The sequence below is a fragment of the Rickettsia hoogstraalii genome (genome assembly GCF_000825685.1).
Classification (GTDB): domain Bacteria; phylum Pseudomonadota; class Alphaproteobacteria; order Rickettsiales; family Rickettsiaceae; genus Rickettsia; species Rickettsia hoogstraalii.
Window position 1 is genome coordinate 476,902 of the sequence record NZ_CCXM01000001.1, and the last position, 11,850, is coordinate 488,751.

Sequence of the window (11,850 nt, forward strand, 5' to 3'; positions counted from 1 at the left end):
TCTTGTCTTTAAAACGTAATATGACAAGTACTATACGCAAGTCATCAAGGAATCGGCAAGAATTTTTTTTATTTGAAGAGATAAATTATGGAAGTTGGTAAGTAATATATCAACTTTATCGGTAGACAGAGATGTAATATCTTTCTTTAAAGATTTTTGAAGTAGATCGATATCATTAACGGTATAATATTTCCTATTATTTATTTTATAATTAGATAAATCAGGGATTTTTGTCTCTAGATATCTTAATTGATGTAAAGCAATATTTAAATGCTTAATTACCTCACCAGCAGAATAATATTTTTTTGTTAGCTTATTGTTTGTCATGTTCGTTAACTAGGGCTTTTAATTTGGAAGACGGGACAAAACGCAAATTCTTTTTTGATTCTATAATTATTGGTGATTTAGTATGAAAATTTATTCCGGGACGTGGATTTTTTTGTTTAACCTCAAAACTGCCGAAATTCTTTAAAGTTAACTTTTGCTCTTTTGCTATTTCTAAAATATTAGAAAAAACCGTATTAACTATTTCCTCGCATAAATTATTTGAAAAACCTAATTTGGAGCTTAACATGGTTGCAATTTTTTCTTTGGTAATAGTCATAAATAATACCGATTTTTAAGGGTACAACGTCATTACGAGGAGAAACTATAAGTTTCGACGAAGCAATCTCAGGAGTTTATCCTATTTCATGAGATTGCCGCGTCGCTTCGCTCCTCGCAATGACGTTAAAAAATTACGAATTTGCTTTTTCTTTATTATATTCGTTAATATTTTTATTTAGCTCTTCTAATTTATCCACTAGGTGCTGACGTATTTCTTCTTGCTTCCTACTTTTTTATAATCTTCCATTTTTGCTTTTACATCATCTATAGATTTTTGCAGTTCTTCACCTTTTTTATCTTTCTGATCTTTCACATTCTTTTTTATCTCTGCAACGCTTTGTGCTATCTGATCATAAGTATTGCTTAAGGTCTGATTAAATTTATCGGCTCCCGTTTGAGCTAAGTTTGTTAAATTGTCTTTATAATTCCTGTAAATTTTCGGTAATTGTTTTTGTACTGCTTGTAGCTACTTCTTCAGTTTGCACTTCATTTGCTTTTGTTTCATCCTTGGTAGGCGAATCTGCAAAAATGCTAGGTGTTAATAATAATGTAGCGGTAGCCCCTAGTGTTTATTAATATTCTTTTCATTATATTCTCCGATTATTTATATTTATTGTTATATTGTTCAATTTTCTTACTTAAATCATCAAGTTTTTTCACAAGAGTTTTTCTATATTCTTCCACTTTATCATCTTTAATTTTCTGATAATCCAGTAACTCTTTCGTTAAATTTTTATATTGCTCTTTTATAGTTTCTAAAGAATGGTCTTTAGCATATTCCTCTAAATCATTAATTTTGACGGATAATTTATCCGCTACTTCATGACATTTTTTATTAAAATCGGCAGTAATAATTTTAGCAGAATCCTTAAGGTTTTTATGTAATTCTTCAAGTGCTTCACCTATAGTTCTCATAACACCTCTTTTTGAAAATAGTTAATAAAAGTTAAACTTAAATATTATATATTCAGAATCATAAATAATATAATCTTAAAAAGCAATTTTAAAAAATACCTATTTAATATATAGTTATTGTATAAAATAAATTTGAGGATATTATGACATTAGAACTAGGAAAAAAAGCTCCTGATTTTTCGCTGCACATAGGTAACGATAAAATAATTAAACTATCGGATTTAAAAGAAAAATTCGTAGTATTATATTTTTATCCGAAAGATGATACACCAGGATGTACTATTGAAGCACAAGATTTTAATAGGCTAAAACCGGAATTCGATAAACTTAATACGGTAATTATTGGAGTATCTAAAGATAAGCTTGACTCTCACGATAAATTTAAAGAAAAATATAGTTTGGGATTTGATTTGGCCTCTGATGCAAATTCAAATTTGTGTGAACAATTAGGGGTATGGATAGAAAAATCAATGTTCGGTAAAAAATATATGGGCATTGATAGAGCTACGTTTTTACTTGATAAGGAAGGAATAGTTAAGCATATTTGGCGTTCGGTAAATGCTAAAAATCACGCCCAAGAAGTACTTGAAAAATTAAAGACTCTACTCTGAGTAAATGAAGAATAGTAGACGAAGTTTAATTTGGAAAAGAGCAAGGCGTTCCATATTTTTTGACCGCAGCGTACATACTAGTACGTGAGGATTAAAAAATATGGAGCAACGACGCCAATTTTTCAAATTAAACGAGTATACATTATTTCTTCCATCTATTGTGAAACCAGAACCATTGAGAAGGATTTTGCTTAACCCATGCTCCTAGCATTTGATTAATATTAAGCATAATATTATAGCAATCAACTTTATTATCACCGGTTTGCTCAAACTTTAATTGCGGGTGAACTATTACTTTAAAATAACTGCCTTTAGTTCTAATGATTTGGCAAGGTATAATTGGATATTTATACTGCAAAGCAATTTTAGCTATGGCGTTTGCAGTCATAGCAGGATATCCTAAAAAAGGCACTTCAATTCCATCGTTCATTTTTTGATCAACAAGCATAACAATAGATTCACTCTCCTTGATAGCCCTAACTAAAGCTCTGCTACCGTCAGGACCTTTCGGTATAAGCCTCAATTTATCACTAGCCCGACTTTCATTAATTAGCTTATTAACATACGGGTTATTTGCCTTACGATAAATTACGGCAAATTTCGGATAAGATTTATGCAGAAGATTAAGACCGATATCCCAATTGGCAAAGTGACCGCTAAATAATAAAAAGGGTTGCTCTCCTAGCTTTTTAATATTCTCAATACCTATTATCTCGGCTCTATTTTCTAACTCGGTTTCGCTCATTTTATTAACATAAGCACTCTCGCCTATAAATCTGCCGAAATTATCCCAAGTTTGATCTATGATTTTTTCAACATCACACATATCGCCGAATACTGCTTTAATATTTCGTCTAGCAATTTTATTAACGGCGAATAATATACCGACTTTTCTTGCTATAAAACTACAAATATCTGCTGCTTTATCTACACCGAATATTCCTATTACTTTAAGGAATATAACGACGATAAAATACTCAATTAAATATCTGAGCTTTTTTAAAAATTTTTTCATTTAATAAATCAGGATTATTGATAGATAATTCTACATCTAAACAAGTAATATCATTATAGCTAAATTCATTAAACTTAACATAATCTTTTCGTGTAGTAATTAAGGTAGCATTATGCTCTTTAGCTAATGAATATAAATTTTCTAAATCTGCTTGTAAATAATTATAATGATCAGGAAAAATTTTGTAATCGGTTATATTCAGTCCATAATTTTTTAAAGTCGAAAAGAAACGCTCAGGATTACCGATACCGCTAAAAGCAAAATAATTTTTAGTTTTATCTATATTATTTGAAGGAACTATTTGAGCATTTATTAATTTATTGACATAAGGAGTTAAAATATTCGGTATTTTATCATTGGTACTACTGACTAAAAAAATTAAATCAGCTGCATCAAGGGCTTTATTTGGATATTGTCTTAAAGGACCAGCAGGAATTAGAAAGCCATTGCCGAAAAGCCTTTGGCTATCTACTGAAACTATAGTAAAATCTTTATGAAAATAAGGATTTTGTAGGAAATCATCAATTATTATTATATCAGGTTTAAGCTCGTTAATTAATGGTAAAATCTCTTTAATATTTTTAGTAGCAATAACTGTTCCATACTTTGCAAGTATTACTCCCTCATCTCCTACCTCTAATGCTGTATGTCCTTGATGTATGGTAGTTGCACTTTTAAGGTTACTACCATAAGCCTTAGTTACTATTACAAAACTTACATTTTTAGCTCTCAGTAATTTGGCTAGATACATTACTATCTGTGTCTTACCCGTACCTCCTACGCTACAATTACCGACACAAATAACTTTAGCAGGCAACATAATAGGACGTGCTAAACTAGCTCGTAAATAGCCTAAAAATTGATATATCAAGCTTATAGGCAAAAGCAAATAAGCTATAATATTTCGCTTCTGCCAAAATTCAGGATATAAAAGTTTGATCATAGTTTAACATTTACGGCAGTTAAAAATAAAGTCAAACGGATTGATTGCTTTGTTGTCTAGTAGAATTTCAAAATGCAAATGCTCACCCGTAGCATTACCGGTTTTTCCTTGTATACCGATAAATTGACCCCGCTTAATTTTATTTCCTTCCTTAACTGACATTTCCTTTAAATGAGCATATTTCGTAACAAATTTGCGTCCATGTTTAATCTCAACAAAATTCCCGTAATCAGGTGCTCTAGCGGCTTTTATAACAATTCCGCTTGCTGCTGCATATATCGGTGCTGCTTTTTTAGCTTGTAAATCAATACCGCTATGGAAACATTTCTTTTTTCTTTTCTTTTTATGAGGACTTTTCCTAGTTCCGTAATGGCTAGTAATTTTCGGCTCATATTCCGGCATCATAAGCGGTATTGTACTAATTATTTTATCAAGCTTGGTTAATTCCGAGATATTATTCCTATGAGTTTGTTTTTTTGCAAAATAGCTAGCTTCCGGTTTAGAAAGAAACTTATATTTTGAATTTAGTTTTGTTACAACTGCCTTTATATCAGCTATTTTTATTTCGGCTGCTTTATTAAATTCTGCCGGATTTTTATTATGGAATTTTTGTAGAAAAATCTTATTTTGTTTAGGGTTATTAATTATTAGACCTAAGTTTTTTGCATATATACATTTGCTATTTTTATTTGTTAAATCATACTGTACTACTAAATCCGCATGACTGATTTTATATTTTTGCTTTAATTGAGATGAAGTTACAGAAAGTAAAGTAGTATCGCTAGACTCTTTAATACTGCTACAACCTTGAACAAGAAAAACTATAAGCAGTAAAAATATATATTTTTTAAAAGACATTAAAAGTAAATATACGTAAATTTTAAATTAAGAGATGCACTTAAATATTTCGTTAATTTTTCTAATTCCTCTTTATATATTTGGAGGATTAATTAACATTAACCCACACTTTACCATATTTTTATCATTATTTAAAAGCTCATATTCAATAATTATAGTTTCTTTAAATCCGATATTCTTGTAGTTGTGGTAAAAATCACGGACTAAAGATAAATCTTTTATAGGATACCAAATTAAGACTGTATTATTAAGAACTCGTAGCTTAATTTTTTTAAGTGCTTCGAGCAATTTTTGAAACTCATTTTTGACCTCAAAAGGTGGATCAAGAAAAATTAATCCTCTATTTTCTTTAAACGGTAGAAAAGCTTCAATCGCATTATAAGCATCTAATTATAAGCATCTATATTATGCGTATTATTCGGTAGTAGTTTTTTTTAAAACTCAAGTAATCACTTGGATGAAGCTCACAGGCAATTAAACGATCATTCGGTCGTAATAATTGTTTAATTATAAAAGGTGAACCGGGATAATAATTAAGACCTGCTAGATTTACTATATTTAAGAAAGCCGTTAGAAACTCAGGAATAGGATTCGTAAGTTTTAATAATTTGTCAATGCCGTTATTACTCTCTAAAGTCTTAGAAGCCGCCTCTGAGTTTAAATCGTAAAGACCAAGACCCGCAAAAGCATCTAAACCGCAAAAGGTTTTTCTTAAGCTGTTCTAAAATGCTACTTAGCACTAAATGCTTGACTATATCAGCAAAATTGCCTGCATGATAAATATGACGATAGTTCAAAATTATAAACCGTATTTCTTTTTTAACAATTCTGTTACTTCTTCTGAAGTAAGAAGTTTATCACTATTATTATTTCTTCTTGCTAAAGCAATTTCTGCATCTTCTCTATTTTCTTTTAATTCACGTAAGTAATTCTTAATTTCCACCCATATTAATTGAGCTTTACTAGCCATAAAACTAATCATTTATTAAATTCATAATTAAGTTAATCATTAATTCTTTCTGTATAGGATCGCTTTCTGCAATAAGTAATGCTAGTGATGTCATAGCACTTACTCCAATATTTTTAATCCAATTTTTGCTTTGGTAAGATAAAGTAAAAAAGTAAACAACCTATTCTTTTATTACCATCACTAAATGGATGATCTTTTATTATGAAATATAACAAATGAGCTGCTTTTTCTTCTGCCGAATTATATAAAGATTTACTGTCAAAAGTTTGATCAATATTACCTAAGATTCCTTTAAAACTATTGTCTCTTTCAGCTCCAAATAAATTACTTATTTCTGCATCCTCATGGTTGCCTAATTCTTGCTTTAACTTTTTAATTACTTCTAAAGACTCTTTATAATCTAATAATGCATTAGTTTCTGCCTGTAATTTTGTCGGTGGATTTAATTTGTCTTCATCATATTTAACTAATATCTCCCATGTTTTAGAGTAATTCTTTATAAGATTAATTAATTCTTGTCCTGTACTATTTACCAAATTTTGATTTATCAAAGTATTAGTTAATAGTTCTACTGTTTGTTGTAGATTATTTAATTTCTTTTTAGTGATTTTATCTTGTTAATACTATATCCTTTAATGAGATATTCTTTAAGTAAGTTTGTAGCCCATTTTCTAAAAGCGTTCCCTCTCTTAGAATTTACCCTATATCCTACTGATATTATAGCATCTAAATTATAATATTCTATTTGCTTTCTACACTCTTTTCTCCTTCTATTTGAACTGTTGCAAAAAATGCAACAGCTGCTTTTCCTAAGCATTTTTTATAAGAGCAAGCCATTCTTCTTCATCAATAATTTTAATATTAAGCTCTTTAGCTTTTTTAAGCTTACTGCCTGCATCAAGGCCTGCTATTACTAAATCCGTATTAGATGATACGCTAGCTGCAACTTTAGCTCCAAGCTTCTCAGCCGTCACTTTAGCTTCCGCTCTAGATATCGTCGGTAAACTACCGGTAAATACCACTATCTTACCTGTTAAACTGCTTTGTTCCCTGGTCTCTTTATAATCTTCAATATTTAATATTTCACCAAGTTTTTTGATAAGCTGGGTATTTTCTTTAACGTCAAAAAAGTCAATAATATCTACTAAAATCTTATCACCGATTCCTTCTAAATTGTTTAGTTTTTGATAGATATCCGAATCGTTTTTGCTAAGCAATTCCATTTGAGCTATAAAATTAGCATAGCTGCCAAATTCTCTAGCAAGTAATTTAGCATTTTGTTCGCCGATATGCCTAATACCTAGAGCATATATAAATCTTGGTAAGCTAATTTTTTGTGATTTTTCTATATTTTTAAAAAGATTTTCTACTGATTTTTTACCCCACCCATTCATATTTTCAAGTTTTGCTAAGCTAGAATCATTTTTTTCTTTTAAGAAGAATATATCGAGTGGATTGCTAATTAACCCCTTATCTATTAAAAACTCAACTTGCTTACATCCTAGCCCTTCAATATCCATAGCATTTTTCGATACAAAATGACGGATACGCTCATAATTCTGAGCAGGACAGTTAAGACCGTTATCACAGCGTATAATAATATCTTCAGGCACATAATACAACTTAGAATTACATGACGGGCAAAATAAAGGAGTATCAAACATTGCTGTATCATTAGGACGCTTCCGAGTATCAACTCCCGTAATTTTAGGAATAACGTCACCGGCACGCTGCAAGAATACATAATCGCCGATACGTACGTCTTTTCGCATGATTTCCTGAAAATTATACAGCGTTGCTCTGCTAACGGTTACCCCGCCTATTTCTATAGGTTCAAGCTCGGCTACCGGCGTTAACGTACCGGTTCTACCGACTTGCACCGTAATAGAAAGCAGTTTTGTTCGTCCTATTATAGCAGGAAATTTATGAGCGGTAGCAAATCTTGGAGATCTAGCAATAAAACCCATTCTATTTTGCAGTGTAAAATCATTTAGCTTATATACTACTCCATCAATTTCATAAGGTAAATTTTCTCTATTTGTTTTGAGATATTTATAAAAGGCAAAAATTTCTTCTTCGGAATCTGCAAGCTTAGATATTTCATTAACGCAAAAGCCGAATTCTTTTAATTTTTTAAGTAATTGATCTTGAGAAGAAGCGAGATTCTGCTCAGTTACTCCTCCTGAATATACAAAATATTTGAGCGGTCGTTTAGCCGTAATAGAAGAATCAAGCTGACGAAGCGAACCGGCAGCAGCATTACGGGGGTTAGCAAATTTATCTCTGCCCTGCTCTTCTTGTTCTTCATTTAGGTTTAAAAAATCTTGTTTTTCAATATAAATTTCCCCGCGTACTTCTAAAAATTCCGGAGCATTATCTATTTTATGAGGAAAATTTTTGATCGTTTTAATATTTGCCGTTATATCTTCACCGACATATCCGTCACCTCTTGTAGCTCCCGTTATAAGTAACCCGTTTTTATAAATAGCAGAAAAAGACAAACCGTCTATTTTAGGCTCGCAAAAGATAGGAGCAAACTCATCAAGACGTAAGAAGCTTTTTATACGATCTACAAAATCTCTTACATCTTGCTCATCAAAAACATTACTAAGAGATAGCATAGGTGCTTGATGCGTAACTTTAGCAAATTTATTTGCTATTTTTGCTCCTACTTTTTTGCTAGGACTATTTTCTAAAACTAAGTGAGGAAATTTTTGTTCTAACTTGAGATTGGTATTAAATAGCTGATCATATTCGGCATCTGAAACTAAAGGATTATCTTCTATATAATAAGCATGATTATACACTGCTATTTTACAGCTGAGTTCTTCTAGTAATTTTTTTGCTTCTTCTTCAGATATTAAATCAATATTTTGCATTAGTAATTCATGTTTTTTTAAGTGACTTTGTTTCATGGATAGAAAAACCTACTCGATGTCATTCCCACGTGGCGTTGTTGCGTGGATCAATTTCGCCTCTGTCATCCCGTGGCTTGACCACGGGATCCAGTTAAAAATACTAAAATTATTAGTATTTTTTATTGTTTTTATGGACCCCGTGGTCAAACGAACTAGGTGACACAGTGGATTTTACCGATCTACGCAACAATGCCACGCGGGAATGACATCGAACAGGTTTTTCTAGGTCATATGATAAAACAAACCCTCTTAAGAATCAAAATCAAAATCTTTACCTAGTTTAATATATTCTCTAATGCGGCTCATGAGGTTTTGAAAATATGTTAGATTATGCCACGTCATTAACATTGCTCCAAGTATTTCACCGATTCTAACTAAATGATGCAGATAAGCTTTACTATAGTTTTTACAAGCAGGGCATAGGCAATCATGTTCAAGCGGCTCGTTATTATCGGCATATTTGCTATTGCGGATATTTACCGTGCCGTATTTGGTAAAAGCCTGACCGTTACGACCTGAACGTGTTGGGATTACACAGTCAAACATATCTATACCTCGGCGTACAGCACCGATAATATCAGCAGGCTTACCGACTCCCATTAAATAGCGCGGCTTATTTTGCGGTAGAAAATCGGGAGCATAATCAAGTACTTTAAACATAAGCTCCTGCCCTTCGCCTACTGCAAGCCCGCCTATAGCATAACCCTCAAAATCGAGTCCTACTAAATCTTTAGCTGACTCCTCACGTAATTCTTCGTAAACACTACCTTGAATAATACCGAATTGTGCATATCCATCTCGTTTAACAAAAGCATTGCGCGATCTATTCGCCCATCTAGTCGTAAGCTGCATAGAAGTTTTAGCTTCTTCAAAGGTTGCAGGGTAAGGCGTACATTCATCAAAAGCCATAGTGATAGTACTACCGAGTAAATGTTGTATTTCGGTAGAACGCTCAGGCGTTAACATATATTTATCACCGTTAATATGAGAGCTGAAACTTACTCCCTCTGCAGTTATTTTGCGTAACTTCGATAACGACATTACCTGAAAACCGCCGGAATCGGTTAATATCGGCTTATCCCAATTCATGAATTTATGCAAACCGCCAAGGTGTGCTATACACTCGGCACTTGGCTGAAGCATTAAATGATAAGTATTGCCAAGGAGTATATCTGCTCCCGTTTCAACTACTGATTCAGGTAGCATTGCCTTAACAGTGCCTCTAGTCCCGACCGGCATAAAAGCAGGAGTGCGAATCTCTCCATGTGCAGTTGTTATAACACCGCTTCTAGCTTTTTTATTCTGATGATGAATATTAAAAGAAAATTTTGACACTAATAATCACTTATTTTTAAAAGCAATATCTTAGCATACTATAGGACTGTTAACAAAATAATTTTAAAGCTAATTAAAGCTATTTTGCTAACGGCTCTATAATTTATCCTGGAATATAAAAATTAAGATTAAAGGTCGCAATACTTAAAAAATCATCAAGCATTGAACCACAAAGTTTTAACTCAGTATAAGATTTATTATATATTTCCGTTTTAATCAGTCCAAGTAAATATAAAGTCCCAATTACTGAAAAGAGAACTATACTGTTTGGAGTGTTTAATAATTTATCTTCAATAAAAGCAGCAATGGTTCCTTTAGGCTCGTGTACGATTTGAGCAACTAGCTCTCTTAAAATAGCATGATCAAATGAGCTTTGCTCTAAGATTTTTAATATAGTGAAATTATTTTGCCGACAATATGAATTAAGGAGTTCTCTACGACGCTTACGATCTTCAGAATTTGAAAGTGGTGTTAGAAAGATTATTTTTTTTAGTGGAAGTCATTTTGATTTGCCCCGTTTAGTTAAACTTAGATTTTTAAGTTCTAACCACCACAAAATATTTTATGGTGGTTGGGGAGTTCAAAGAAACCGCGACTAACAGTTTACAATAGATTTTAAGCTTAAAGTAACCCTTAAGCTCTGGACATGTCTATCGTCATCCCCAACCATAAGTGATGAGGATTGCACCATTTTATGGCTGATGCATATACCATAATCGCAAAAGGCTTTGAAACCCCGAAATAGCATTTTTCTATTTCGAGTATAATTCTATATATAACTTCCCAAAAAAGTCAATTAATACTTAAGTTTTATTATTTTTTTCCTTTTCTAATCTAGTTTGTACCTCTATAAGCTTTTGGCAAAATGCGATAAAATTCCTCGCTGCTTGTCGTGCTTGTCCTTCTGTGATTTCACCGTTATAAGCATTGTAAATAGCTTTAACTACATTATTAAATTGGCATTGCTAACTAAAGAGAAATGTCATACCGTGGCTTGTCCACGGTATCCAGGAAAACAACTTAAAATACTAGATGTTTAGGTATTTTTTTTGGATCCCGTGAATAAATCACGGGATGACATTGAGTTTTTTTATTATTATCTCTCTTTAGTTAGCAATGCCTTTAAATTTTTCTTTTATTGTTTTTTTATTCATAATGTTATTCTTTTCTGTTAATGATAATTTTTTCAACTCTAAATAATTATATTTATAGGTGAATTAAATTTATATAACTATAATTATTGCAATCAATAATTATAGTTATTGACTTATTTTAATTACTTCTATAGATTACTTCTCTTAAATGATAATTAAACTCTGTCATTCATAATATAATCTAATTTTTAAGAGTTAAAATATGAAAAATAAAGAAGAAGAAACTTTAACCTCTGAGTTAATAATAGATGAAGAGGAGGAAAAGCGTTTAAAAGCTCAAAATGCAAGGAAAGAGCTTAAGTTAATATTAATAACATTTGCTATTATTTTCACTAGTTTTTTAACTTTTTGTTATCTTTTTTAACTATATAGAAGAAAAAGCAGCAGAGTATAAATTACAGCAAGAACAAGAAGCAAAAGTAAATAATAAAACAGAATGAAGTTGTTTAAATACAATGTAATCAAAAGTTATTAATCTATTTAGAGTTAAAAAATTATTTGTTATTGCAATTTTTTAACTTTTGC

Annotated in this window: 12 protein-coding genes and 4 pseudogenes; 2 read left to right on the forward strand and 14 right to left on the reverse strand. The window is 31.4% G+C overall.

All coding sequences use genetic code 11. From position 1 onward, the window contains the following. Positions 1 to 30: 30 nt before the first annotated feature. The 4 genes and pseudogenes from BN1174_RS02540 to BN1174_RS02555 form a co-directional block, all read right to left on the reverse strand. Entirely contained in the window at positions 31 to 327 is a 297-nt protein-coding gene (locus BN1174_RS02540; RefSeq protein WP_040256257.1) for a MerR family transcriptional regulator, read from the reverse strand. Continuing rightward, positions 314 to 604 carry an HU family DNA-binding protein gene (locus BN1174_RS02545; protein WP_040256259.1) on the reverse strand — a complete coding sequence of 97 codons (291 nt, stop codon included), beginning with the start codon at positions 602 to 604 and terminating at the stop codon, positions 314 to 316. The genes BN1174_RS02540 and BN1174_RS02545 overlap by 14 nt, the downstream gene beginning before the upstream one ends. Positions 605 to 737: 133 nt before the next feature. Then, positions 738 to 1,194: pseudogene (locus tag BN1174_RS02550) on the reverse strand (hypothetical protein). Positions 1,195 to 1,206: 12 nt separating this feature from the next. Next, positions 1,207 to 1,521, reverse strand: coding sequence for a hypothetical protein (locus tag BN1174_RS02555; RefSeq protein ID WP_040256261.1), 315 nt, complete (start codon positions 1,519 to 1,521; stop codon positions 1,207 to 1,209). 143 nt (positions 1,522 to 1,664) lie between these two features. Here BN1174_RS02555 and bcp point away from each other — a divergent pair, with 143 nt between their 5' ends. Then, positions 1,665 to 2,132, forward strand: a complete 468-nt coding sequence (bcp, locus tag BN1174_RS02560) for a thioredoxin-dependent thiol peroxidase (protein ID WP_040256262.1) — start codon at positions 1,665 to 1,667, stop codon at positions 2,130 to 2,132. A 142-nt stretch (positions 2,133 to 2,274) separates the two neighbouring features. Here the strand turns inward: bcp and BN1174_RS02565 are convergent, their stop codons facing one another. The 10 genes and pseudogenes from BN1174_RS02565 to tgt all read right to left on the reverse strand — a co-directional run bounded on the left by BN1174_RS02565 (position 2,275) and on the right by tgt (position 10,171). Further along, positions 2,275 to 3,147, reverse strand: coding sequence for a lipid A biosynthesis lauroyl acyltransferase (locus tag BN1174_RS02565; protein ID WP_040256264.1), 873 nt, complete (start codon positions 3,145 to 3,147; stop codon positions 2,275 to 2,277). After that, positions 3,110 to 4,090: a tetraacyldisaccharide 4'-kinase gene (lpxK, locus tag BN1174_RS02570; protein WP_040256266.1), complete on the reverse strand. Its 981-nt coding sequence runs from the start codon at positions 4,088 to 4,090 to the stop codon at positions 3,110 to 3,112. Before lpxK ends, BN1174_RS02565 begins: the two co-directional genes overlap by 38 nt. A 3-nt stretch (positions 4,091 to 4,093) precedes the next feature. Further along, positions 4,094 to 4,948 carry a M23 family metallopeptidase gene (locus tag BN1174_RS02575; protein ID WP_040256268.1) on the reverse strand — a complete coding sequence of 285 codons (855 nt, stop codon included), beginning with the start codon at positions 4,946 to 4,948 and terminating at the stop codon, positions 4,094 to 4,096. Beyond that, a pseudogene (rlmJ, locus tag BN1174_RS02580) lies at positions 4,948 to 5,745 on the reverse strand (23S rRNA (adenine(2030)-N(6))-methyltransferase RlmJ). Before rlmJ ends, BN1174_RS02575 begins: the two are co-directional and overlap by 1 nt. Before the next feature lie 2 nt (positions 5,746 to 5,747). Further along, the gene (locus BN1174_RS09760; RefSeq protein WP_156138453.1) at positions 5,748 to 5,918 is read right to left on the reverse strand and encodes a hypothetical protein; all 171 of its coding nucleotides are present in this window, start codon (positions 5,916 to 5,918) and stop codon (positions 5,748 to 5,750) included. Between the two features lie 113 nt (positions 5,919 to 6,031). After that, the gene (locus BN1174_RS02590; protein WP_052454723.1) at positions 6,032 to 6,469 is read right to left on the reverse strand and encodes a Fic family protein; all 438 of its coding nucleotides are present in this window, start codon (positions 6,467 to 6,469) and stop codon (positions 6,032 to 6,034) included. 38 nt (positions 6,470 to 6,507) lie between these two features. Further along, complete coding sequence (gene rhuM / locus BN1174_RS11535; protein WP_231555761.1) at positions 6,508 to 6,735, reverse strand: RhuM family protein; 228 nt, start codon at positions 6,733 to 6,735, stop codon at positions 6,508 to 6,510. After that, positions 6,728 to 8,797, reverse strand: a complete 2,070-nt coding sequence (gene ligA, locus BN1174_RS02600) for an NAD-dependent DNA ligase LigA (protein ID WP_040257925.1) — start codon at positions 8,795 to 8,797, stop codon at positions 6,728 to 6,730. The genes rhuM and ligA overlap by 8 nt, the downstream gene beginning before the upstream one ends. A gap of 66 nt (positions 8,798 to 8,863) precedes the next feature. Beyond that, positions 8,864 to 9,029 (reverse strand): annotated as a pseudogene (locus BN1174_RS12995) (tRNA lysidine(34) synthetase TilS); the annotation flags it as partial. A gap of 56 nt (positions 9,030 to 9,085) precedes the next feature. Beyond that, positions 9,086 to 10,171, reverse strand: a complete 1,086-nt coding sequence (tgt, locus tag BN1174_RS02605) for a tRNA guanosine(34) transglycosylase Tgt (RefSeq protein ID WP_040256270.1) — start codon at positions 10,169 to 10,171, stop codon at positions 9,086 to 9,088. Between the two features lie 1,356 nt (positions 10,172 to 11,527). Between tgt and BN1174_RS02610 the strand changes: the two are divergent. After that, a pseudogene (locus BN1174_RS02610) lies at positions 11,528 to 11,765 on the forward strand (RP671a family tick cell line-upregulated protein). The last annotated feature ends 85 nt before the right edge of the window (positions 11,766 to 11,850 follow it).